We start from the raw sequence: 24,539 nt of genomic DNA, 5'->3' as shown, positions 1-24,539 counted from the left end.
AGCAAAGTGGTCAGTGCTTACTGTACGAACATTGTGGTTTGAGAGCAATCTCCGCTAGGGAGGATGTCATCCCAGTGCCCAGACACTGGGATCCAGAAAACTTAACTTTAAATAAGTGGCTGCATAATAAACTACACATTAAACCTAAAGTGCATTATATCGCCATCTTGCACGATATAATCTCTGCCTTCAAAGCGAATTTTTCCTGCGTCTTTGCAAGCTGATTCACTTCCATACTTTATGTAGTCTGCAAAGCTTATTGTCTCTGCTTTTATAAAGCCTTTCTCAAAATCAGTGTGGATTACACCTGCTGCTTTATCGGCTGTTGACCCTATTTTTACTGGCCATGCACGTGCTTCTTTGGGGCCCACAGTAAAGAAAGTTATCATACTCAGCACTTCATACATAATACGCGCTACTCCATCAAGGCCTGATTCTTGTAAGCCAAATTCTGATAAAAAACTCTGTTTTTCCTCTTCACTATCAAGATTTGCAATATCTGCTTCGAGTTTTGCTGAAATGCAATAAAATTTGCTTTTATTTTCCTCCGCCATCCTCTCTACCTTTTTAGATAATTCATTGCCAGTTATAACATTTGTATCTTCAACATTGCAAACGTACATAACGGGCTTTGTTGTCAGCAATTGAAGCAACTTCATCTCATCTTCATTGATATTCTCCAAACTTCTTGCAGGTTTACCTAATTTTAAAGTAGCTAATACCTCTTGCATTAATTCAAGTTGTCTCTTTAGCTCTTTATCACCTTGCTTTGCTTTCTTTTCCAATTGAGGAAGCCTTTTTTCTATGCTATCAATATCAGCTAGGATTAATTCCATTTCTACCACTTCAGCATCTGATATTGGATCTATTTTACTGTGTATATGGCTGATATCGTCATCCGTAAAGCACCTGAGCAGATGAACGATGGCATCAACTTCTCTGATATGGCTTAAAAATTTATTGCCAAGCCCTTCGCCTTTGCTCGCACCCTTTACCAGACCTGCAATATCTACAACTTCTAATTGGTTGTAGATTACCTTCTCTGAGCCTGCAATTGCTGCGATTTGTTTCAAACGTTGATCTTTTATCGAAATCTTGCCTATATTTGGCTCGATTGTGCAAAAAGGATAATTTGCAGCTTCGGCTGCACTTGACTCTGTAAGCGCATTAAATAAGGTTGATTTTCCTATGTTTGGTAACCCAACTATACCGCAGTTAAAACTCATATTTGCTATGTAAAATTATAACTATTGCATAATTTAAAAATTTCTGCTATACTTAGTTAGTCGCTTATTGACAATTTTGTTGGTATAGTAATATATAGCTTAAATTAAGGTAAAACTATGACTACAGCTAAGAAACGGAAACTACCAAGTGACTTTCATGATGTTGAGGTTGGAATAAAAAGGCCCAGGATCTCAGGGCAAGAAATAACTCTTTTAAATAGTAACCCTTACCCTGACAATTTCTATGTAGGACAAGCAATTGGTAATGGAAGCTGTTTTTTTGACTCGTTCAGGCAAAGTCTAGAACAACAGACAGGAGAGCAAGTTACTGCCGAAAAATTAAGAAATGATTGTAGGGAATTTGCGCAAAAGAATCCACCAAAGTGGTTTACAAATGCAATTGTCAATAGTCATGATAACAATGGCCAGCACCGTAGTGAAACTGTAGATGATTATACAGCAGACATTATGCGTAACAGTAGGTGGGGTGATCCTGACGTTGAAGGCAGAATACTTTGTGAAAAGTATAAGGTAAAGCTACATGTTATAGAGAACCAGACTGTTGATAACCAAGATCTGTCTTTGCATGAATTAATAGACAATTCAGGTTCAAAAAGTGCAGGTGAATACAATAAAGTTGATTATGATGATAGTAGTACTGTGCATATAATAAACAAAGGCGGATTGCATTTCGAACCATTGCTTGATAGAAATAAAAGTTCAGCAAAACAACTGCAAGAGGAAACCAAACTTAAACAAGAGCAAGAACAAGAAGATTTCCTATTAGCAAAAAAACTGCAGCTAGACGAGATCTTAGAATATTGTAACCTTTCAAAGGATATCTCTGAGAGAGCAGAGGTTGAAAAGGGATTTGATAAGTTATTGGCAGAAAATGCTGATGGAAAAATTGGTGATGTTGTAGGGCAGTGCGTTAGTGATATAAAGCAGCGCATAGAGCAGCAAAACCCTTCAAGTTTACTAAGATGTGGTACGGAATCGATGGCAGAACCATTTCATCAACAACGAGCACCACAACTTGTAAAATCTTAATAGCCCTGTATATTTTTATATAGGGCTTTTGCAAGCATTTCATATAATATGAACTTGCAGTACGTACTAACCTAAATGCAAGTTGACCATGAGACTAGTTTAATTATTGATGCCATAGAGGAATTTGGTGGTGAGGCTAGGCTTGTCGGCGGGTGTGTGAGAGACTCAATTTTGCAGCGTGATGTCCACGACATCGATTTAGCTACTAATTTGCTTCCCAATCAAACGATTAAAGCGCTAAAACTCCGTAATATAAAAACTATTCCAACTGGCTTAAAACATGGAACTATCACTGCGGTTCTAAATCAGAGGTCTTTTGAAATTACGACACTAAGGCATGATGTGAAATGTGATGGTAGGCATGCAAAAGTAGAATTTACCAATAATTGGCAAGCGGATGCTTCAAGGCGCGACTTTACATTTAATGCTCTGTATGCAGATAAGCATGGCCATATATATGACTACTTTGGTGGTATAGAGGACTTAAAAGCGCGAAGGTTAAACTTTATAGGCAACGCTGAAGATAGAATTAAAGAAGACTATCTACGTATTCTAAGAGCTTTTCGTTTTCATGCAAAAATATGTGTCGGAGATTTGAGTGATGAAATACTAAGCGTATGCAAAAAGCATTCGCATATGATCCAAAACCTCTCTGGAGAGAGAATAAGAGATGAAATACTTAAATTGCTGGAGTGCAATGATCCTTTTCCAACACTTAAGAGCATGCAAGAATCTGATGTTTTGCAAAAGATTATCCCAAAAGAAGTAAAATGCGAAATTCTGTCTTCGCCACTTCTTTTGGGCACTGATGCACTAGTAAAATTAGCGTTACTCCTTAGGGCTACTAAAAAAAATGACAGGTTAAGTCTTGGAGAATATGTAAGCAAATTTTTACGTCTTTCGAACAAGCAAAAGAAAAAGCTGCTATTTTTACTATCCAACGATATCAAAACAGAACTCTCAGAAAAAGAGCAAAAAAAATACATATCTTTATTTGGTAGAGAATTATATTGTGATTTAGTGAAAATTTGTGGTGTTGAGTCTGGAGAAAATGTTGATGAATACATTTCATTTGCTAACACATTCAATATTCCAAAATTTCCTTTATCTGGCGATGATTTAATAAGTATAGGTCACCAGCCAGGAAAAAGTTTAGGTAGAAACTTGGAATTGCTAAAACAACATTGGGAAGATAGCTCCTACATTTTAACAAAAGAGGAGCTGGTGCTTTATGCTAAGAACCTATTCTAACTGCTTTCTGACTGTTCAATGAATGTATGCTTGCAATATTAGGGGAACTCATAGAGGAATTAGGTATATGTTCTTTTTTAGCTTTTTCTGTTAATTGATATTCGTTTACTCCTCCTTGAGTTTGATTACACATTCCCTGATCTGGAGATAAAAATTTATCTCTTATGCTTAATGCCAGTTGTAACTCTTGAATCTTATTTGAAAAACATTTCATTTTAGCCTCTGTTAATTTTCCTGTAACAATTTCTTTAAGCTATTCTCCTGAGTCGTTATTATTATTATTCTTGCTATTAAAGCTGTGCAAGATAGAGTCTACAATCTTATTTACCCCTTCTTGTTTGTTAAATTCTAATTTTTTTACGCATTTTCTAACAGAAGGTGACAACTTGGCTTTTAACGTGTCATCTCGTAGTTCTTTACCCATATTTTTTCCAATGTTACAATGTTCGTTGACAACTTCTTTAACCTTAGCTTCTATGATCTCCCTTGCGGATTGTTTCAAATTACTTTCTAATAATTCAGGCAGCTTACTGCTTTCAAATTTGCCATCATCTTGATTTGATAGAGACTTTATAGTTTCATTAAGCACGTTATGGCAAAAGTGTTTCTCTTTAAATTCAGGAAAACCTTTTTTTAACTCCTCGTTTTTCCCAGATAAAAAGTTATTGAGACCCTTATCCCTAGAAAGCTTATTGGGCAAGTTTCGTAATTTTGAAAGAGTTGATTTTGCAGTAGATACTGTACTCACTGCACCTGCCTTTTTAGCCAATTGACCTTCTTTTGCTTCCTGTAGTTTCTTAGTGTCAGCTTTCAATTGACCTTCTAAATCAATCTCCAATTGTTGTTTAGATTCTTGAACACTTTGTAATTGCTTCCCCAAGTTCTCCATTTCACCCAATTGAGCAGTCAATGTATTCACACTTAATCGTAGAGCTTTGTTTTCATGACCTAAGTCACTGACTTTATTTTCTAATTCAGTATTTTTGTCTTTAGCCTGACACAATTTATCAGTCTGTGATTTAAGTAAAGCCACTAATTTGCTAGCTTGCCATTGTTGATTCAATTCAATTAATTTATCCTCCTTGTCCTTTAACCTACTCTTAAGTTCTATTATTTGTGCTTGCAGACTTTCATTATCTTTCCTAGTAGCTTCAATTTCTTCTCCTTGCTCTCTTATTATCATGTATTGATCAAATATAGTTTTCTGTTGTTCATCAACTTTATCCTGCATTGCTTTTTTATCTTGTTTGTATTTGGTTAGTTCCTCTTCTCGTTCGCCTGCATCTTCTGTAAGTCCCTTATAACTCTTTTCAAGTCCTTCAATTGCAGATCGTAATTCTCTATTTTCTTCTTTTAAGGAAGCATTTTGTAAACGTTCAAGTTCTAATTCCTGATTTATGCCCTCCAGCTGTTCTTCTAATGCTTCATCATCTTCCTCTGTTATCAATGCTACTCCATCAGTCTGAACCCCTCCATCTTTGTTTATCACTACACTTTGGCTCTCTTTCTCTACAACTTCAGGTTTTAAGTCAACTTGAACACTTCCATCTATTGTCTTAAAAGCATCAGTTTGAACTTCATTGTTTGCAGTAGTTTTATCGTAGTACAAAATATTTTCTGCCCATCTATTCCATCTCTTGGGCAATATTCGTCCAATCGTTTTTAGATATAACCAAGCAAATACAGTAGACCAGCTGTATTTTTTTTCCTTTCGCTTAATATTAATTTCATAATTAACCTTATTATTAATATTTAGCATAAAATTACCTTATTTTTTAACTTTAATTTACAGAAAATTTTAATAGTAATAAAGTTATATATATTAGTATAAATGTTAAACAAATACTAACGCAGGTGTCAAATTATGGTAAAGTCTTTGCCCGCCTAATACACTTTAAGCAGAAATGTACATGTCTGCAAGTACAGCATTTGCTTTTTCTATCGCTCTTGCTAACACTCCCTGTTCATTGTTCTGATTTTTCACATTGATTACCTGAGCAGCCAAGTTTGCAGGAAAAGTGACCAAACTGACTTCCCATAATTCCACTTGTTTTAACACTCTAGCTCCACTTTTATGATCAACATCATACTCTATAGGTATATAGCCGATGGAAAGTCCGTTAATTGCCCCAGTTTTGAGCATCAAATACACTTCTTCTGCTTTCTGAATACCCAAAAGTAAATGTGCGGTTATATACAGGCCAACATCATTTTCATAAATATCTATGATACTACCTATAGGTTCGTCAGGATTATGCTGCCAAAGGAGTTTTATTTTATTTCTGTTTAAATTTTCCTTAAATGCTCCGGGCAATATCAGATCATTTTGTTTATCAACTATGTTAAAAACGCTCGCATAACCAGAAAATACACCGTTTTCTCCTATACTTTTTATTGACAATGGTGAATAGAGAAATTTCTTATTCATAAAGCCTCCTGTAGTATTGGGAATTTTGTTTCGCAATGCACTGCGATATAATTCTATTATATGCAGTGCTCTAAAAGGGGGAAGCACTTTCTTAGTTACTAAAAACGCTAAATTGTAATATGGTACAATGTTACAACGATGTCATGAAAGTAGCTGAAACTGGTTCCTTTATGACGGCAGTACCTTCTCCTGTCATCCGAGTAGCCTCCTTTTTTTGTCATCCCAGTGCTTGACACTGGGATGGCTTTGTTGCATCGCTACTTATGAAAGGCTAACTATAGTTAGGATTATAAGCAACCTATTGAAAATCTTGTTTTTTTGCAATCAATCTGATCAAATTTAAGAATAGTAATTTGTTATTTATATTAATAAATTTAATTCTATTGAAAATAGCTAAAGCATTGAAATTCTTGAATTTTAGCCGGATTGGTAAATGGTAGTGAAATTTCTTTTACTCAAATTTAGGTATTCATTGACCGTTCTTGTTATAAATACCAGAATAATAAGCTACTGATATTCCCTATCTTTTTTATCTTTAATCCATCATAGCTAGCGATGCAACAAAGCCCACTGGGATCCAGAAGACTTAATTTCAACCAAGTGGCTGCATAATAAAGGCTGGATTCCAGTGTCAAGCACTGGAATGACATCACAGGGGCATTGACCTCTCTTGGGCTCTTTTAGCTATAAACATTAAGAAATTTACCAAATGAAAAAAAAGGCAAAAGAAGCCCTGGGGTTATTATCTGCTTTAAAATATTGGCGTTTTTTATGTTTTAAACGTTTGACAAGCAAGATTTAGCTGCTTTTAATTGCAACTAACCTACGCTGCAAATGTTTAAGAAATTTACCAAGCAGAAAAAAAGACAAAGAATCCCCGAGTTAGCTAGTCTTTTACTATCTCTGTCAAGTATTGGCATTTTTTGATGTCTTGTAACGCTTTATAAGCGCGTTCAGCTTATTTAGATAAAAATCTAGATGTAGATGAAGTTTTGTAAAGACATACAGTATCTATATACTGCAAAAAATTAAACATAAGACGCCGATACATTAAGTAATCCTTAACTTTTAATCTGCAGATTGGCGAAAGCAAATACAATAGCTTCAGTTTCATGATAAGGGGGCTGGCGGAGTTTGTCAAGCAAGTTTTTAGCCCTGTCTCCTTGCTATAATGTTCATATCGATAGAAAAGCAAAAGAATAAAATGAAATATCAAGTGATATCCTCTATAATTAAATTTTTTGAATGAAGAGATGACGATTCGTGTAGGAATTAATGGTCTGGGTAGAATAGGCAGAGGCGTATTGCGTGCTATTTTCGAAATAGAAGAATATAGCAAACAAATAGAAGTTGTAGCTGTCAATGGATCGCTCAGTGCAAAGCAGCATGCACATTTGATTAAATATGATTCTGTTCATGGCAAATTCAGTGGTGATATTGATTTTAATGAGTCTCAAAATTGGATTTCTATAAATGGCAAAAAGTTTTCTTTATATAGAGAACGGAATCCTGAAAATATTCCTTGGAATGTTGATGTAATACTTGAATGTACTGGTGCATTCAATAAACGTGAAGAAGCAATAAGGCACAATGCAGAGAAAGTAATTGTCTCTGCTCCAGTTCCGGATGCTGATGTCACTATAGTTTATGGTGTGAATGACGATATGCTCGAAAAAGAGCATAAAGTGATATCAGCAGGTTCTTGCACTACAAATTGCCTTGCTCCGATTGTGAAAGTCCTACACTCCAGTTTAGGTATAAAAAGCGGTTTTATGACTACTATACATGCCTACACGAATGATCAAAATGTTCTTGATGGTAATCATAAAGATTTGCGTAGAGCAAGGGCTTGCGGATTATCTATGGTGCCAACTACAACCGGGGCAGCAAAAACAATTGGTTCTATAATTCCTGAATTAAAGGGCAAGCTAGATGGCACTGCCGTCAGAGTTCCGGTTAGCAATGTTTCTATGGTTGATTTTACATTTACGACTGATAAGAAAGCGACCGTTAAAGAAATCAATGAAATGTTTAAGGATGCAGCTCTCTCCTCTACGTCATTCCAGCGCGTGACGCTGGAATCTAATTTCTGGATCCCAGTGTCAGCTACTCGGATGACATCAGAGGGTACTAGGATGACAGAGGGTTATCCAATGTCAAATGTACTTTCTATATGCGAGGAACCTTTAGTCTCAATAGATTTTGTGCATAACCCTTATAGTGCAATTGTGGATTTAACTGGTACATATGTTACAGGTGATATATGCAGGGTTGCAGCGTGGTATGACAATGAGTGGGCTTTTTCGCTGAGAATGTTAGACATAGCATTATTGAGCTATAGTAAAGTATGAACTGGAACTCAAGCAAATACGCCTCATTTTATGAGCACTTTGCGGAACTCAGAAAAAGAGTTATCTTTTGCTTTCTATTTTTTTGCGTTGCTTTTGGTTTTTGTTATTACTTTAAGGAAAATATATACCGTTTTTTACTCGCACCTTTAATAGAAGCAACAAAAGGTAGCGAAGGTTTTTCTTTAATTTACACAGACTTAACAGAGGCATTTTTTGTGTATCTCCAAGTTGCAATAATGAGCGCACTTTTGTTTTCTTTTCCTGTGTTTGCATGGCAATTTTATATGTTCTTAGCACCTGGGTTATATAAAAGTGAAAGGGCAGTGTTGTTGCCATACTTGATTGCAACACCGGTTTTATTTGTAACGGGAGCTACTGTAGTCTATTACTATATATTTCCTTTAGCCTGGAAGTTTTTCATCACTTTTGAACATAGTGGGAAATCTTTCGGTATACCAATAGAGTTTATGCCATCAGTTAGCGAATATTTAGACCTCGTTCTCCAATTTATGTTTGCTTTTGGCACTGCATTTCAAATTCCAGTAATACTCACATTAATGGTGAGAGTAGGGTTACTCACTACACAAAGTTTGTCAAATAAACGCAGAATCGCGATAGTGGTAATTTTTATTATCGCTGCAATCTTAACTCCACCTGATGTATTAAGCCAAGTAGGGCTTGCAATACCTATGCTGATTCTATATGAATTGTCCATTCTGATATGTAGGTATATTGAAAAAAAGAAGACAAAGATTTAAACAAAGAAATCCCTCTTATCTCCTTTATATCACATTTTTAACTTACAACATTCTTATTCAGGACTTAAATATGGAAATGTTTCATAAATTGATTGTAATACTTTGTTAAGTTCAGCCTTACTTTTGATGATCAATAATACTGTATCATCACCTGCTATAGTTCCTATAATTCCTATGTTTTTGCTATTATTTAATGAATAAATAACATACTTCTGATCTAGAAAGTAAGCTAGGCTGCTAGCTTGTCCTGGTTGAGTGTGTAGTACTATTAAACCAAAATCCGAAATTTGCATATTAAGTATTAATGGTAATCGATATTGGTTGATGTCAATTACTTTATACATACCAGCAACTTTGGCAATTTTAAGTTTTTTTAATTTTCTTGATAAAGTAGCCTGAGGAATGTTGTGCCCTCTTTCTTTAAGCAAGGTCTGTAAATCGCTCTGCTCTAAAATTTCGTGATTTTGAATAATATTTAAAATATGTTCACCTAGTGTGTTGTCATGCATTATGCATTTTCCTCATATTGAATATGTAATAAGTATATTTGAAATTATATTCATTATTTCTTGACTATTCAATTTTTAATGTCTATATTCATAAGATGAATAAAATATGAATATAAATTAGTAATATGAAAAAATATATTTTAAATGCTATTATAGTGATAAGTATTCTATTAACAGGATGCAAGGAAAATAAACACGATAATATCATTAGATTTGCAATTTCTGCAGATTATCCACCTTTTGAATATTATGAAAATGGTAAATTTACTGGCTTTGACATTGAGCTTGCTCAATTAGTAGCAAAAGAGTTAGGTAAAGAAGCGATATTTAAAGATATGCAGTTTAGTGCTATATTTGCAGCATTGCAAAGTAATTCTGTAGATGCTGCTATATCTACTATTGGTAGCACAGAAGAGCGTGAAAAAAATTTTGATTTTTCAAATAGTTATTATACAGGGGAATTTGGTATTCTATATCACAAAAATAAACCCATAGCCGGTATAAACAACTTAACTCACAAGAAGATAGCCGTTCAACTAGGAACTGTCATGGAAATTTGGCTAAAAGAGCATGTTCCTACAACAGCTCAAATTATTGCTATAGACAATAATAATCAAGCTGTAGAAACATTAAAGTCTGGTCATGTTGATGGCGTCCTAATTGATGAATTCCAAGGTAAAGTATTTAGCAAAAAAAATCCTGGTCTATCATGGTCAGCCACTGCCAAGTTAGATGGTGGTTATGTTATTGCTGTGAATAAAGGATCTGCTTTAAAGGATAAAATAAACGAGGCATTAAAAAGTTTAGAAAGTAAAGGTGTAATACAAAAAATAGCAGAAAAATGGCTAGGAGATAACTGATGCAGGAATTAATTTCTAATTTCTTGTTTGTTGGAACAGGCCTTGCCTTTACTTTAAAATTATTGATTGGAGGACTGCTTTTAGGTGTGAGTCTAGGGGGATTATTGTCAGTACTCAGATATAATAAGATCTGTATTCCATTAATTAATGGAATTATATCTGTAATACGTGGCACCCCCCTTATATTACAGTTAAGTGTTGTTTATTTTATGACCCCAACCATTGCAGGAATTAAATTAAACATATTTAGTGCTGGCATTATAGCATTTGGTCTAAATAGCTGTGCTTATATTGCTGAGATTTTACGAGCTGGTATTGAAACTATATCAAAAAACCAGTTTGAAGCAGCTAAAACTTTACAAATACCTAGTTTCTATATGTGGAGAGATATTATATTACCACAAGTTATTAAAAATATTCTTCCTGCAATGATAAATGAGATCATTGCACTCCTTAAAGAAACGGCATTAATCTCTACTATTGGTGGTGTTGATATTATGCGCTCTGCGCAAATGCTTGCAGCAGAACAATTTACTTATTTTATACCACTTTGTCTTGCTGGGGCTTATTATTACGCTCTTGTATTACTAATTGAATATATAGGCAAAAAGATTGAACAGAAAGGTATATATGATAAAAATGCATAATGTTTGTAAATTATTTAATAATGTTCCAGTACTTAATAATATTAACCTGATTATAGAGCAATCTATAGTTGGTCTTGCTGGTCCTTCTGGTAGTGGTAAATCAACATTGTTACGTTGTATACAAAAACTCGAAGTTTTAGATTCTGGTAGCATTGAATGCAATGATAGTACTGGTTTTGTATTTCAGGATTTTCAACTTTTCTCACATATGACTGTCTGGGAAAATCTTACATATGCTCCCAAACTTAAAAACAAAACTCAGGATCAAAGTGATTCACTACTTGAGTCTTTGGGTATTGCCTCTAAAAAAAATGATTACCCTAGTAATCTATCCGGTGGGCAAAAACAGCGGGTTGCGCTTGCCAGAAGCTTAATGATGAATCCAAGGATTCTATTATGCGATGAGCCAACGTCTGGTTTAGATGTAGCAACAATAGTCGACGTTGTGGAACTACTACAATCAGTTAGAGATATGGGTATTACTATGATTATCGCTTCTCACAATTTGGATTTTTTAACAAAAATATCAGATCGGATTATTCTGTTAAAAAACGGAAAAATAATTGTAGATATCAATCCTAAAGAAATTGATGAACCAACAAACTATTTAAAAAATAATTATTAAAAGAGAATCACTCATATCATACTGAGAGCTATAACAGATCTTAGCATCGAAAATTACATAATATACATTATGGAAAACAAAATTACATAATGTAAGAAGCAATGCTAAAAATAAAATCACATAATATAGCAAACTATAGCTAACCCAAGAAAGGTTTTCCTACGTCATACCGCCGCGATATCTCAGCATAGATTCCGCTAACAAGTAGCGGAATGACGAATTTTTGTTTTTCAAACTGTCGGTAAATCTAAGTCAGTTTAGCTATATGTGTCAAGCACTGGGATGACACCCTCCTGATGGGCCAAAATCACAATGTTCGTACAGTTATGGAATGAATCGCGGTATGACGTGTTGCTTTGATCAGCTATAAAGATGATGCTGCGGAAGTTTTTAGTACTTGCTCGCAACTTTCAACAATTTAATAGCACTGGTGTTTACAACCTCTCCGCCGACACGCTTAGTGACAAAAAACCTCACATAAGGTTTATTCGTATAAGGGTCTCTTAATATTCTCATTCCTCTGTTATCTACAATCTTATAAGCTTGTTTGAAATCTGCCATCGCAATTACTGGTAGCTGATTGTTTGGCGCTGGTGGCATATCGGCAGATTGATATACTGGTATTCCCATTAAAGTATCTGGAGCTTCAAGCGACAGACTTGGCTGCCAGAGATACTGACCTGTTTGAGATTTTAGCAGCCTGATATCCTTCAACGTACTCCTGTTCATCAAAAATGACGCATTTTTGGAATAATATTCGTCCAGAGAGTAATACAACATCATTATTGAATCACTATCTAATTTTTCAGTTTTAACTTGCTCTATTTTATTATAACTGTTTCCATTTTCATAAGCTAAAATTCCTTTTGGTTGAAAAGTGCCCTCACCCTTAATGAAGGCTTCGCTTTCTTCCTTACTAAAAGTCTCGGCAATCTTTTCCACCAGCCAACTCTCAACATCGACAAACGCATCATCGAGTAACTTTTGTGATATTTGTGGTTGAGCATATAACTCGTAAGTTGTGACGGAAATCTTTTGGATTTTGGGCGTGTCCGTATCTTTTGCAAAATCATACTTAGACTTATTGCCACCGTCCTCATCATCTACTGTTTCACTGCTCCAACCTGCACCGGCGCGGTCAAAATCTTCTATAATGTAATCCAATGTTTCAGTAGAGATTCTTTGACTGGAGCATATTTGTCGCATTGGGGACGAATCAGTTACGCGCTTGTTTATGCGTTTTACAATATGCGGAGTAACTAGATACCCCCCGATATCACTGTCATCTCCACTGAGGGTTTTGTGTGATAAACCGCTTTCCATTCCCTTGCGGATATAATCAGAAAAATATTTATCGCTTGTGCTAAAATCTGTATTTACTTCTGGGCGTTGAGCTGCAGTTTCGATCAAGTCTAAACGCTCTTTGCAACTATCAATGGCATTATTTACCTTGCATAGCTGCTCAATTGTTGCAGAATCAGCACGCCCTTTGCTTTCAATTTCTTTTAGTTTGCGATCATTTATTAATTTAAATTGCTCCCATGATGAAGCGAGTTCATTGATACGGTGAGCGATATCGGTAAGTGACATAATAGCCTCCTTTGAAAATGAAATAAAAATGGAAATAAGGTAATAGGAATGGCATCCATAGATGTTTCCCACAGTTGTACGAATATTGCAATATGGTACATAGTAAACGATGTCATTCCAGTGCTTGACACTGGGATCCAGCTTCTATGCAACTTAATTAAAAACGTTTGTTTTAGCGTAAGACAACTACCTTTAGCTCATCAGCTCAGTTATAAGCAAAATTTCTGGATTCCAGTGTCAAGCACTGGAATGACATCATCTGTTGTGCAATTTACCTTTAAAAATGAATATCCGTACAGTTATGTGCTTGGCACTGAAATGGCATCATTTTTTATCTGTTGAAAATGTAAACCGAAAAATAGCGTGGCACTTTGTGCCACGCTTAGTACTGTAAGCTTAATCCAGTAATTAAATTAAGCGAGGTAAAATAAAAGATAATGACACTATATAATGTTCGTTCTTTTATGTCAAGCACTTTTTTGAATTTTTTTGGTGATAATTTTTATCCAGTTATTTTATTATTGTAGTATAATTTCAATGCCAGATACTATCATTATGATCACTATCTAAATTTAAATCGTAATTATCATCAAATTTATATATCCCCTCCATCTCTTCTCTATGCAATTCATGTGAATCACCTAAAGCTTTTTGATTAGAAACGTCAACACAATACTGTAACAGTGCTCTTAATGCTCCAGCACTATCTTGATCTAAATTAAAATTGCTAAAATCAAATTTCTGCATATTCTCCACATGTCCTTCTCTACATAACCTACATATCTTAGCAAAAGCCCTTTCACTTTCTCGACTCCAAGCATTAAGAAAGTAAGGATCTACTACTTTGCTAAATTGTTTCTCTATCTCTTCAAGAGAGCTCTCTGGATTAAGTTCTAATATTACTTTGAAAATCCCACTGCCATGGAATCCATAAAATTTACTAGATAAGCTATCTTTTACAAAATTAACTGCATCATCTATTGTAACACCAGAGCGAGATTCAAATATCATCTCAAATGCTCCATAACAACTATCAATACCAAAATTAATTATTTTTTCCATAAAATCAATTACCTCTTCTAAGGAAATTTGTGGCTTATTCCTCAAGATAACTTCTAAACTCTTGACAAAATTATGCCCATGCTGACCCATAGCATGGGTTTTCCCATTTATTGTATAATGATATAGCTTCTTATTTTCTATTATATGCTTATTGCACTGGTAGATATGTAGCTTATTCAATTTGCCAGAATATTCCTCTATTTCCTTATCTGGTAATTTTAAGCGGAATTCCTTGATTACTTCGCGTATTATTCTATTGATATTACTCATGCTTATTCCTAATTAATATGTTAGTATTTTTATAAATTAAGTTATTATATTAAAATTCTTTCATGGATTTCAATATTAGCTCCGCACTACTTGTAGTTTTTGTAATGGGTCTGCCAATGACGATATAATCAGCTCCTGAATTTATTGCTTCTTTTGGTGTTGCTGTTCTTTTTTGGTCGTCATGACCTGGATCTATACGAATTCCTGGAGTAATAATTTTAAAGTCTTCACCGCATTCTCGGCGCACTTCCTGAGCTTCCAATGCAGAACAGACTATTCCATAGAGTCCAATCTTTTTTGCAAGCTTTGCAAGCAAAATTACCTGTGATTTTACTTCTCTTGCTACTCCAAGCTCGTTTAAATCCTCATTGCTCATACTAGTTAGCACTGTCACTCCAATCAGCTTTATTTTTGTGCCTTGCACTACACTTAGCGCTTCTTCAAGCATTTTTGTCCCACCGCTGATGTGCAGAGTTAACATTTCAACGTTCAGAACTTTTATTACTTCAACTGTTTTAGCTACAGTGTTTGGAATGTCATGCAATTTCAGATCTAAAAAAATTGGTACATTGCATTTTGCAACTTCTTGCACTCCAGAAAGACCTTGAGCAGCAAAAAATTCTAATCCCAGCTTTACCATGCCAACTTTACCACGCAGAGCATTAGCTAGAGAAATAGCCTTATTTAAGTCTTGTGTATCCAGTGCGCATATTATTGGGTTCATTATCTTGCATGATTTATCTTATAATAAGACTCATTGTTGTGTTTTGCAAATACTTTCACTCTGATTGAACTGACTGCGTTCATAAGATTCTGTCAATAGTGAATTTGGCAACTTGGTCGGGGTGGATGAGCGACTGACAAATAATGATTCATATCCAAGATCTTCCAGCGAAGAAGAAGGCGTTTCGTCTGGCAAAAGCCGTGCAATTTCTCCTTGTAACGCAGACTTTAATATTTGAATCGTATCTAATATTGCTTTTCCATCATTATTTCTTATTGGTTCTTCTATATTGTCTGTTACGCATCTTATCAACAGTTGCGCAAAATTCACTTGTTTTTCTTTCTCTTTCAAAAAATCTTCTATTTGACTGTCTCGTTCTAAAAGTGAATTTCTTAAACTTTTTACTTCATTATTACAATCTTTTCTTATCCCATCTAACTCAAAAGATTGATTTTTAATTAAACCATTTGCTTCATCTAACTCTTCAAATTTCTCTTTTAATTCTTTAGATAAATTTTTCTTTTCTTTGTTGAACTCTTTAATTTTACATTGTAGCTTATCTAAGTTTGCATGCAGCCTTTCTTGTTCTTCACGTAATTCCTCTACTTCTTTAGAAAGTTTATTTTTTTCCTTATTCAATGCCTCTACTTTTTCACTAAGTTCATGTTTTTTCTCACGTAGTGCCTTTTGTACTTCACGTAACGTTTCTATTCTATCATTTAACCCCTTATTCTCTAGCTCTAAATGTTTATTATCATCCACTTCCATCTTCAGCTTTGCAATAAATCTACTTCTTTCTTCCAACTGTTTCTTTAAACATGAGATTTCAAGTTTTAATTTCTCTTCCTGCTCATTAAGCTTACCTATTTCCTTTCTTGTTTTGTCCAATTCATTGTCTATTTCAAACGTACGATTCTTTGCTGTTTCTAATTTTTTCTCTAAAGATTTTTTTTCTTCAAGAAGAGATTCTCTCTCAACTTCTGACTCATTTACTTTCTGATCCAATCTTTTTGCTCTCTTGTCTAAATTTTGCTTTTCTCGAGTTAATTCATGTTTTAATTTTTCCACTTCTTTGTTTGCAGCTTTTTCAGCTTCCTTTCCTAGAGTTATTTTATTTTCTAACTCTTGCTCTTTCTGAGCGAATTTATTTCTCTCAACCTCTATTTTTTTATTATTACTAATTATTTTATACGAAAGTGCAAGCACCAAAACAGATAATGTAGCTAAAGCAAGAATTAGAGGAAGAGGCACATTAGAAGTTACAATAAGCGCTAAAGATGTAAGTAACGTAAGAGTAGCTAAGGAACTAGCTATAAAATAAAATGTGTTAGCCTCACTAAGCAAATTGCTCATTACTCCCCTCCTCCCCCCACGTTCAGCAGTCTTGTATATATTTATTAAAATTCTCTTATCTGTGGAGGAATTATAGTGCTGCACCTACAACAAACTTTCCTTTTTCAGTCTACTAGCTAAAAATGGCTAAGGTTTTATGTATCCAGTGTACAACTGTACTCAAAATGTCTAGTGGCTATTGATCGGGGTAGAACATCCACTGGTATATCCAGGATCTTCCACAAATGAAGGAACAGACGTTTCGCCTGGCAAATATTGTGCAGCTTCTTCTACTAACACAGACTTTGTTGCTTGAATCACTTGTAATATTACTTTTTTATCATCATCTCTGATCACTTCATTTTCCCTTACTAATTTTTCTACCTCATCTGTTACATATTCTATCATCCGTTGCAAAAAAAGCACTTCTTCTTTTTTCTTTTCCAATAAAGCTTTTTGAAGTTGTTCTATTTGAGAGGATTGCTTCAAAAGTGAACTGTTTAATTCTTTCACCTTATTATCGCGATCATCATTCACTGTTGTTAATGTGTTATCAGATTCTTTCTCTTCTTTTTGTAAAGATAATGACTCCTTTTCCAGCTCCTTAATTTTAGATAAGTACTCTTTCTCCTTTGTACACAATTTATCAACTTTACTTTCAAGATCAGTGCGCTTTTGACGTTCATCACTAACTTTACCTTCTAATTCTTTCTTTTCCTTTTCCGACTGGCATAACTTCTTCTCTAATTCTTCTATGTCGCTTTCTGAGCTCTCATGTTGTTCTTCCGATTCTAAAGTTTTTAATTGTTTTACTTCTTCTACTTCTACTTTTTTTCTTAACATAGTTAATTGAGTACGCAGAGAAGAAGCTTCCCTACTTTTATGTTCTAATTCCAAGTTTAATTCATCTTCATATTCCAATCTTAAGCGTAACTCATCTTCATATTCTGACTTTAAACATAACTTATTCTTTTCACTTTCTAATTTGCATTGACACAATTCCTCCATTAAAGAATCCACTTTTTCATTCAATCTTGTATTTTCATCACGTAACTCTTGGTGTTCAAGAGAAAGCATCTCCTCCTTATGTTCTAACTGACCTTTTACTTTTGCTTCCAATTCTACATTATTACTAATTATTTTACATGAAAGTGCAAGCACCAAAATAGATAATGTAGCTAAAGCAAGAATTAGAGGAAGAGGCACATTAGAAGTTACAATAAGCGCTAAAGATGTAAGTAACGTAAGAGTAGCTAAGGAACTAGCTATAAAATAAAATGTGTTAGCCTCACTAAGCAAATTGCTCATTACTCCCCTCCTCCCCCCACGTTCAGCAGTCTTGTATATATTTATTAAAATTCTCTTATCTGTGGAGGAATTATAGTGCTGCACCTACAACAAACTTCCCATCTTCAGTCTGCTAGCTAAAAAATGACTTAGACCTTGTGTATCGAGTGTACCATTGTACTTATAAGTCTAGTTAGCTATTGATCGGGGTAGAACATACTGGTATATCCAGAATCACATAAAGCGTCATTCAGCTTATGTGATGGTCTGGATGTGTATTGCTGTGATTCTCCTATAGAATTTTCAATTTTCCTGTTAGTCTGCTTATTCGACACCTCTCCAATATTATATTTAATACAAAAATCTTTAATTATAGTATAAGCAGAAGTTCTAATCTTGTTGTTTAACTTTTCAACTATATAATTTATAAAACATTCCACATCTGCTGCTGAGATAGAGAGTGTTGTAAGTCTTGTTTCGTTTAAAATTCTTGAGATAGCATGCTTGTACTTTTTATTTTTTAATTTTTCATTCAGACCATCCTTCAGTATATTCTTAAGTATACTTCCTTCTATCATAGTAAACTTGAGTTTACTACTCAAACGACTTCCCCTAACAAGTGATGCATCTAAATCTTGCAGACTAACATTAGTTGTAGCAAACACCGTCACACCTTTATCAGCTTCATCGAATCTAGTGAAAAAATAATTTAAAGGTACTCGATTGGCATCAGTGCGTCCCTTGCCAAAGCTGTCGATTTCATCTATAAGAACTATACAAGGAGCGTTTTCGTTTGCTTTATTAAAAAGCTCATTTATATTTGATTTTTCAAGCAAATCAGCTCCAGAAACTTTTATAAATGTAGTTAGAGATATCAGCTGATCCCCAATCGCCTCAACAATTGAACTCTTACCAGTTCCTCCTGGACCGTGAAAAATGAATCCTCTTTGTATTTTTTCTTGCTCTTCTTCTGAATCACCTGATTTTGCTGAAGACACTATATTAATATTATTTTTTATTGATTCATAAATATTTACTAATTTTGTTTTTATCTCTTTTATAAATATAAAATCCTCAAATGCTTTCTTCCCTCTTTTTTCACCTTTTGCGCAAAATTTCATAAAAATCTTTTCTTGTGTTTTACTTTCTGTTGCAGCACTAGCAATCTTTGCCTTTAGCTCTTCCATTTCATCTTTTGTTGCAGCACTACCAATTAGCTTTTCAACTTCATTACTAAGCTTATTTATCTCTTCTTTTGTTGCAACACTAGCAATCTTTACCTTTAGCTCTTTCACTTCATTGTTAAGCTTATTTAGCTCCTCTTTTTTTGCAGCACTAGCAATTAGCTTTTCAATCTCATTGTACTGACTACTAAGCCTCTTATTTAGCTCTTTGATTTGAGGCTCTAAGCTTTGTATTATATTTTCTTGCTCTTTAGCTAATCCATTTTTTTCATTAGGTTCTGCTTTTTGTGCATCAAGCTTTTTATTCTGGCTGATCATTTTACATGAAAGTACAAGCACCAGAACAGAAAGTATAGACAAACTCAAAGCAACAGGAAGAGCTACATTAAAGGCTGCAACTGAAGACAAGAACTCAACATAAGGGGCAACGGCAAGTGTCCCAGACGCAAGCAATACCAAAGTAGCAAGAGCACCAGCTATAAGATACGGTGCATTGGCTTTATTATATAAATCCCCCATTATTATTCCCTCATACTAATAATGATTACAATAGCATGGATATTAAAGGAAGTAAAGCTATAAAAATCAATATAAATCTATATTCACTATGTATTTCTCGTCTTCAGTTTCAAGCTCAGACTGCATCCACTCTATCGTTTCCGCATTGCAAACTGCCTGCAAATCATTCTGTGCGGATTGATCCAACTTATCCTCTCGTAGATCTGCTTTTATCATCAACTTTTTTATCAGATGCTTAACTGATACATTATTATCTGCCTTTATCTTTCTGATAATGTTTAATATCTGAATAACATTATCTCCCATTTCCTCTGAATATTTATCGTAGATAAGTTCTTCTTTGCTTGGCCAATTACTTTGATTGTGTACAGAATTATAACTATACAACTGGTGGTATATCTCTTCTGTAATGTATGGCAAGAAAGGTGCAAATAACCGCAAAATAACATTTAACACATACGCCAAGCTTTGTTTTGCACTTAAGGTTGCTTCACTGCTTCCGTACGCACGTTTTTTTACTAACTCCAAGTAACTATCACAAAAATCCTTCCAAAAAAATTCCTCTATTGCGCCCAAAGCTTCGCAGTATTCAAACTGTAATAGGTTATTTGTTGCTCTTTCTATAACTTTGTATAACTTAGACAATATCCACTTATCCATTGTCTCGTGAGCAGAATTTATGCTCATCACTTGATGCTTTTCCATGAACATGGAAACGAACTTGCTAGCGTTCCAAAGTTTTGTAACGAGGCGCTTGCCAATTTTGAATGTATTTTCAGAGTAGACTGTATCAACTCCAAGCCTTGAGTTCGCTGCCCAATAGCGCACTACATCAGCTCCATAAGTTTCAAGTATTACATGAGGAGTGATGATGTTACCCTTTGATTTACTCATCTTTTTCTTATCATCTGCTAAACACCAACCGCTGATCATAATGTTTTTCCAAGGTAAAGAATTTGCATGATAATGTGCCTTTAAAATAGTATAAAAAGCCCAAGTTCTTATTATCTCATGGCTCTGGCTGCGCAGATCTGCAGGAAATATCGTATCATAGCGATGATTTGGTAAGCTAAACTCACTGTTTACTGCCAGTGCACTTAGTTGAGGAGTAATTGAACTTGTGGCCCAAGTATCCATTACATCTTGATCTGGGATAATCTCTTCTTTGCTATACCCTTTTGGTAAATCTTTCGATGGATCTATAGGTAGGGCCTTTATTTCAGCTAGGATGATTTTGCCCTCTTCTCCTTTACGCTTGGAATACCACGCTGGAAATGGCACACCAAAATAGCGCTGCCTTGAGATGCACCAGTCCCAATTTAGCCCTTCTATCCACACTTCCATGCGTTTACGCATATTGCTTGGGTGCCAATTGCATTCTTTTACTTTATCTAATACTTGAGCTTTTTGCTCTAAGGTCTTGATAAACCATTGATAAGTAGGCAATATCTCAAGTGGTGCACCAGATCTTTCTGCACACTTAACAGAATGAGAAATGTTAGTGCTTTCTACCAAAAGTCCTTTTTCAGTTAGGATTTCGATTATCCGCTTTCTTGCTGCTGTAACTTTCAATCCATTTATTTCATTTAGTATATCGTCTGTCATCCGAGTAGCTGACACTGGGATCCATTCTTCTTTCTGATCACACCCACCTTCCTTTGTCATCTGAGTAGCCCTTTCTCCTGTCATCCCAGTAGCCCCTATGGTGTCATCCCAGTGCCCAGACACTGGGATCCATATTTCTTCCTTCTGACCATGTACTGAATGAAGGCTCATCCTCCCATCCTGATCGATGATAATTTTCATCGGTAGATTATGCTTTTGCTGCCAATATATGTCGAGTTCATCACCAAACGTACAGCACATAACAAGCCCAGTGCCTTTATCTATTTTAACCTTATCATCAGCTATTATTGGAACTTTTGTCTCTGTGATCGGCACCACGGCTGTTTTTCCGATCAGATGGGTGTAGCGCGCATCCTCTGGATGACAAAAAACTGCAACACATGCTGGAAGTAACTCAGGTCGCGTAGTTGCAATGTTGATCTGCTCATTTTCTTCAGTAGAGAAAACTATCGTATTTAAGGATGACTCAAAAACTTTATCTTCTATTTCTGCTTGCGCAATTGCTGTTTTATCAACCGGGTCCCAAAGGATGGGCTGCATTTTTCTATATGCATACCCTTTATTATATAGATCAATAAACGACATCTGTGAAAGCGTCACAGTTTCCTTGCTGATCGTGTGATATTCCAAATCCCAGTCATAACTAATGCCGACCGATTTAAATAGTTCCTTGAATTCTTGCTTTGATTTTTCAATAACCTCATGGCACATCTCTATAAATTTTTCCCTGCCAACTTCTTTTGCGCGGGTTTTATAGGTTTGCTCAACCAATCTTTCAGTGGGAAGCCCATTATCATCAAACCCAATTGGGTAAAACACATCTTTTCCCAGCATGCGCTGAAACCTTGCAATAAAGTCCGTGTGGCAATAGCTAAATATATGGCCAATATGCAATTTACCCGATATTGTCGGTGGAGGTGTGTCTATAGTGAAAGTGTTATCCTTTTCACCATTCCACCTGTAAACTTTACTGCCTTCCCACAATATGTTGCATTTGTCTTCAACTTCTTTAAAGCCGTATTTTTCTTTTAACATAAATATTTCTCAATTTTAAACTTTAAGCTAGCAACGTCATACCGCCGCGGTATCTCTAGATCCCGCTAACAAGCAGCGGAATGACGATGGTCGGTAAACCTAAATTACTTTAGCTATAGCACAATTACGGCAATTTTACGCCAAAATTTTTTGTTTACGAACATAAATTTTCTATGCTATGATAAAAATATTACTTGACCTTAGGTTCTAAGGGTATTATGTAATGTTAAATTATAATTGAGGTTCGTTATGCTAAGCTTAAAGAATGGTACAATACAGGTTGCCGATGATAAAATAGTGCTTGTTATAAAAAAAGATGATTATGAAGAATTTAAAAAGTATAAAAACGTAGATAAGAGTGGTGCTATAATTGATGACAAGTTTTATGTGGGCTGTACGCTAAATGATCAACAACTATATATTACTGGTTCTTATCCTCAAGAAGAACTAGGAGATAATACAATCATGAATGTAAAATCCGTTGGGAAAAAGGGTGGCAAATATTTTAGTCGCCTAGAAAAAATGAAAAATCTGTTAGGCTTTAACGATGGGAAAGAGGAGATTATGGTAAAAGCCCTATCTTTCCATCCCACAGTACAATTGTTAGAAGAGAAAAATGTTAAAATAACAGAATTGGAAGCTGCAGAAGAGCAGTTAAAGGGGAAAAATGAAGAATTAGAAGCTGCAAAGAAGAAAGCTGAGGAGGAATTGAGAATTAAAACACAAGAATTACAAGATCAATTGGACACAGCTCAGCAGGAAAAACAAGACTTAGAAGCTGAAGTGGAAAAACTAAAGGCAATAGATTCTACAGCGTTGCAGCAGCAGTTAGAAGAGAAAAATGCTAAAATAACAGAATTGGAAGCATTAGATGCTGTGGCGTTACAGCAAAAGTTAACAGAGAAAGAGAATGAAATGACAGCATTAAAAGCTCAACCAGATGCTGCTGTTACGAAGTTAGAGGGTGAAAAAACAACACTAACAAATAAAATAAAAGATTTAGAAGCACAGTTAAACAACCAACCAAATGCTGCTCAGTTAAAAGCCAAAGAGGATGAAATAAATAAACTAAATGATGAAGTTGCGCAGTTAAAGGCAGCACCAAATGATACTGCTGCTCAGTTAAAAGCCAAAGAGAATGAAATAATAGCATTAAAAGATCAAGTTCAGCAGTTGCAAGCAGCACCAAATGATACTGCTGCTCAGTTAAAAGCCAAAAAGGATGAAACAAAAGACTTACAAAATCGATTGACTGAAGCTGAGGAGAAAAATAGAAAACTAGAAGATAAAAGCAAAACAACTGAGCAACCAAAACAAGGCAATGGAGCACGGTACACTGCTACTGTTGGTATGGGTCTTGCTGCTGGACTGATAGCATTTACTGCACTTGAACGTACAGTTAAGTTAGAGATGTTAGTAATGATTGGTATAGCAGTAGCATCTGCACTCGTAGCCGGTGGTATTACATATGCAGTATTACCTAGTACTCAAGTAGATGGGGCAAAAGCACAAGAAGTAAATGAGAATGGGAAAAAGAAGTAACAAGGGTTAAGCCGAAATGTACGTGTCAAGTAAAACACTTGACGCGAACTTCAGTTTTTATATTCCTTCATTAGCATAATATAATTTTGTGCTGATTGTGTAATATGTTTAATTTCTTCATTCGACATTTTTTTGAAGAATTTTGCTGGCCTGCCAGCCCATATTTCCCCACTTTTTATCACTTTTCCGTGTGTTACCAGTGAGCCAGCAGCTACCATAGCTTCAGGCTCCACAACTGCATGGTCCATCACGGTAGAGCCCATACCAATAAACGCCTTATCATGCACCGTGCATGCGTGCAACACACAAAAATGTCCCACTGTTACCATGCTGCCAATAATTGTGTCACCACCTGGGTTTCTATCCACATGAATTACCGTTCCATCTTGAATATTTGTTCCATTACCTATTTTTATTGATCCAACGTCCCCTCTGATTACACAATTAAACCAGATGCTTGCATCTCTTCCTATTTCAACCTTACCTATGATATGCGAACCACCTGCGATGAAAGCACTTTCGTCTATTTTTGGTTCATAATCTTTATATTTTAAAATGTGATACATATTAAGCCCAAAGTCTTATGCATATGTTAATCAAAATAAGGTAAGCAGTAAATACATACTTAGATTTCAAGTTATTTGGGTGACAGATGTTCTTGAC

The 24,539-nt window shown here is 35.1% G+C and carries 23 protein-coding genes; 9 read left to right on the top strand and 14 right to left on the bottom strand.

All coding sequences use genetic code 11. The annotated features are described in order from the left end of the window. Positions 1 to 10 precede the first annotated feature (10 nt). The gene (locus ACFEL3_RS06840) at positions 11 to 139 is read right to left on the bottom strand and encodes a hypothetical protein (protein WP_348994354.1); all 129 of its coding nucleotides are present in this window, start codon (positions 137 to 139) and stop codon (positions 11 to 13) included. After that, the gene (ychF, locus tag ACFEL3_RS01765) at positions 132 to 1,226 is read right to left on the bottom strand and encodes a redox-regulated ATPase YchF (RefSeq protein WP_010962597.1); all 1,095 of its coding nucleotides are present in this window, start codon (positions 1,224 to 1,226) and stop codon (positions 132 to 134) included. The genes ACFEL3_RS06840 and ychF overlap by 8 nt, the downstream gene beginning before the upstream one ends. A 117-nt stretch (positions 1,227 to 1,343) precedes the next feature. Between ychF and ACFEL3_RS01760 the strand changes: the two genes are divergently transcribed. Together ACFEL3_RS01760 and ACFEL3_RS01755 are read left to right on the top strand one after the other, a co-directional pair. Next, positions 1,344 to 2,276 (top strand): hypothetical protein, encoded by a 933-nt coding sequence (locus ACFEL3_RS01760; protein ID WP_095742689.1) that lies wholly within the window; start codon positions 1,344 to 1,346, stop codon positions 2,274 to 2,276. A gap of 75 nt (positions 2,277 to 2,351) precedes the next feature. Continuing rightward, positions 2,352 to 3,527, top strand: coding sequence for a CCA tRNA nucleotidyltransferase (locus tag ACFEL3_RS01755; RefSeq protein WP_375316773.1), 1,176 nt, complete (start codon positions 2,352 to 2,354; stop codon positions 3,525 to 3,527). Here ACFEL3_RS01755 and ACFEL3_RS01750 read toward each other — a convergent pair. The 3 genes from ACFEL3_RS01750 to ACFEL3_RS01740 all read right to left on the bottom strand — a co-directional run bounded on the left by ACFEL3_RS01750 (position 3,511) and on the right by ACFEL3_RS01740 (position 5,955). After that, positions 3,511 to 3,741, bottom strand: a complete 231-nt coding sequence (locus ACFEL3_RS01750; protein ID WP_265039512.1) for a hypothetical protein — start codon at positions 3,739 to 3,741, stop codon at positions 3,511 to 3,513. The two genes, ACFEL3_RS01755 and ACFEL3_RS01750, sit on opposite strands and share 17 nt — an antisense overlap. Before the next feature lie 39 nt (positions 3,742 to 3,780). Beyond that, positions 3,781 to 5,286, bottom strand: a complete 1,506-nt coding sequence (locus ACFEL3_RS01745; protein WP_265039511.1) for a hypothetical protein — start codon at positions 5,284 to 5,286, stop codon at positions 3,781 to 3,783. A gap of 135 nt (positions 5,287 to 5,421) precedes the next feature. After that, positions 5,422 to 5,955, bottom strand: a complete 534-nt coding sequence (locus ACFEL3_RS01740) for an HK97 family phage prohead protease (RefSeq protein ID WP_070357044.1) — start codon at positions 5,953 to 5,955, stop codon at positions 5,422 to 5,424. Between the two features lie 1,253 nt (positions 5,956 to 7,208). Between ACFEL3_RS01740 and ACFEL3_RS01730 the strand changes: the two genes are divergently transcribed. Continuing rightward, positions 7,209 to 8,306: a type I glyceraldehyde-3-phosphate dehydrogenase gene (locus ACFEL3_RS01730; RefSeq protein WP_010962604.1), complete on the top strand. Its 1,098-nt coding sequence runs from the start codon at positions 7,209 to 7,211 to the stop codon at positions 8,304 to 8,306. Then, complete coding sequence (tatC, locus tag ACFEL3_RS01725) at positions 8,303 to 9,064, top strand: twin-arginine translocase subunit TatC (RefSeq protein ID WP_010962605.1); 762 nt, start codon at positions 8,303 to 8,305, stop codon at positions 9,062 to 9,064. The genes ACFEL3_RS01730 and tatC overlap by 4 nt, the downstream gene beginning before the upstream one ends. Positions 9,065 to 9,117: 53 nt before the next feature. Here the strand turns inward: tatC and ACFEL3_RS01720 are convergent, their stop codons facing one another. After that, positions 9,118 to 9,573: an arginine repressor ArgR gene (locus ACFEL3_RS01720; RefSeq protein ID WP_010081874.1), complete on the bottom strand. Its 456-nt coding sequence runs from the start codon at positions 9,571 to 9,573 to the stop codon at positions 9,118 to 9,120. Positions 9,574 to 9,698: 125 nt separating this feature from the next. Between ACFEL3_RS01720 and ACFEL3_RS01715 the strand changes: the two genes are divergently transcribed. The 3 genes from ACFEL3_RS01715 to ACFEL3_RS01705 are packed head-to-tail and all read left to right on the top strand — an operon-like array spanning position 9,699 to position 11,705. Continuing rightward, positions 9,699 to 10,433, top strand: coding sequence for an ABC transporter substrate-binding protein (locus tag ACFEL3_RS01715; RefSeq protein WP_038198776.1), 735 nt, complete (start codon positions 9,699 to 9,701; stop codon positions 10,431 to 10,433). Continuing rightward, on the top strand, positions 10,433 to 11,080 hold the full coding sequence (locus ACFEL3_RS01710) for an amino acid ABC transporter permease (protein ID WP_022626279.1): 648 nt from the start codon (positions 10,433 to 10,435) through the stop codon (positions 11,078 to 11,080). Before ACFEL3_RS01715 ends, ACFEL3_RS01710 begins: the two co-directional genes overlap by 1 nt. Further along, positions 11,064 to 11,705, top strand: a complete 642-nt coding sequence (locus ACFEL3_RS01705; protein ID WP_010962606.1) for an amino acid ABC transporter ATP-binding protein — start codon at positions 11,064 to 11,066, stop codon at positions 11,703 to 11,705. Before ACFEL3_RS01710 ends, ACFEL3_RS01705 begins: the two co-directional genes overlap by 17 nt. A 390-nt stretch (positions 11,706 to 12,095) precedes the next feature. On the opposite strand, the gene ACFEL3_RS01700 is transcribed toward ACFEL3_RS01705, so the two are convergent. Next, positions 12,096 to 13,295, bottom strand: a complete 1,200-nt coding sequence (locus tag ACFEL3_RS01700) for a phage major capsid protein (RefSeq protein WP_065094900.1) — start codon at positions 13,293 to 13,295, stop codon at positions 12,096 to 12,098. Between the two features lie 48 nt (positions 13,296 to 13,343). On the opposite strand from ACFEL3_RS01700, the gene ACFEL3_RS01695 reads away from it, so the two are divergent. Then, positions 13,344 to 13,637, top strand: a complete 294-nt coding sequence (locus tag ACFEL3_RS01695) for a hypothetical protein (RefSeq protein ID WP_010962608.1) — start codon at positions 13,344 to 13,346, stop codon at positions 13,635 to 13,637. Positions 13,638 to 13,829: 192 nt separating this feature from the next. Here the strand turns inward: ACFEL3_RS01695 and ACFEL3_RS01690 are convergent, their stop codons facing one another. The 6 genes from ACFEL3_RS01690 to ACFEL3_RS01665 form a co-directional block, all read right to left on the bottom strand. Beyond that, positions 13,830 to 14,627 (bottom strand): hypothetical protein, encoded by a 798-nt coding sequence (locus ACFEL3_RS01690; RefSeq protein ID WP_265017912.1) that lies wholly within the window; start codon positions 14,625 to 14,627, stop codon positions 13,830 to 13,832. Between the two features lie 49 nt (positions 14,628 to 14,676). Continuing rightward, positions 14,677 to 15,351 (bottom strand): orotidine-5'-phosphate decarboxylase, encoded by a 675-nt coding sequence (gene pyrF / locus ACFEL3_RS01685; RefSeq protein ID WP_010082622.1) that lies wholly within the window; start codon positions 15,349 to 15,351, stop codon positions 14,677 to 14,679. Between the two features lie 30 nt (positions 15,352 to 15,381). After that, entirely contained in the window at positions 15,382 to 16,704 is a 1,323-nt protein-coding gene (locus ACFEL3_RS01680) for a hypothetical protein (RefSeq protein ID WP_375316772.1), read from the bottom strand. A 168-nt stretch (positions 16,705 to 16,872) separates the two neighbouring features. Further along, positions 16,873 to 17,991 carry a hypothetical protein gene (locus ACFEL3_RS01675; protein WP_182282615.1) on the bottom strand — a complete coding sequence of 373 codons (1,119 nt, stop codon included), beginning with the start codon at positions 17,989 to 17,991 and terminating at the stop codon, positions 16,873 to 16,875. A gap of 176 nt (positions 17,992 to 18,167) precedes the next feature. Continuing rightward, the gene (locus ACFEL3_RS01670) at positions 18,168 to 19,673 is read right to left on the bottom strand and encodes an AAA family ATPase (RefSeq protein ID WP_265017911.1); all 1,506 of its coding nucleotides are present in this window, start codon (positions 19,671 to 19,673) and stop codon (positions 18,168 to 18,170) included. A gap of 66 nt (positions 19,674 to 19,739) precedes the next feature. Continuing rightward, positions 19,740 to 22,334 carry a valine--tRNA ligase gene (locus ACFEL3_RS01665; RefSeq protein WP_182282612.1) on the bottom strand — a complete coding sequence of 865 codons (2,595 nt, stop codon included), beginning with the start codon at positions 22,332 to 22,334 and terminating at the stop codon, positions 19,740 to 19,742. A gap of 249 nt (positions 22,335 to 22,583) precedes the next feature. Here ACFEL3_RS01665 and ACFEL3_RS01660 point away from each other — a divergent pair, with 249 nt between their 5' ends. Beyond that, entirely contained in the window at positions 22,584 to 23,876 is a 1,293-nt protein-coding gene (locus ACFEL3_RS01660) for a hypothetical protein (RefSeq protein ID WP_265017909.1), read from the top strand. Positions 23,877 to 23,926: 50 nt separating this feature from the next. Here ACFEL3_RS01660 and ACFEL3_RS01655 read toward each other — a convergent pair whose 3' ends face one another. After that, complete coding sequence (locus tag ACFEL3_RS01655; RefSeq protein ID WP_010962614.1) at positions 23,927 to 24,442, bottom strand: gamma carbonic anhydrase family protein; 516 nt, start codon at positions 24,440 to 24,442, stop codon at positions 23,927 to 23,929. Between the last annotated feature and the right edge of the window lie 97 nt (positions 24,443 to 24,539).

It is taken from the genome of Wolbachia endosymbiont (group A) of Opomyza germinationis, assembly GCF_964264765.1.
In the GTDB taxonomy this organism is placed as follows: Bacteria; Pseudomonadota; Alphaproteobacteria; order Rickettsiales; family Anaplasmataceae; genus Wolbachia; species Wolbachia pipientis.
This window is presented reverse-complemented; position numbering and strand designations above follow the sequence as displayed.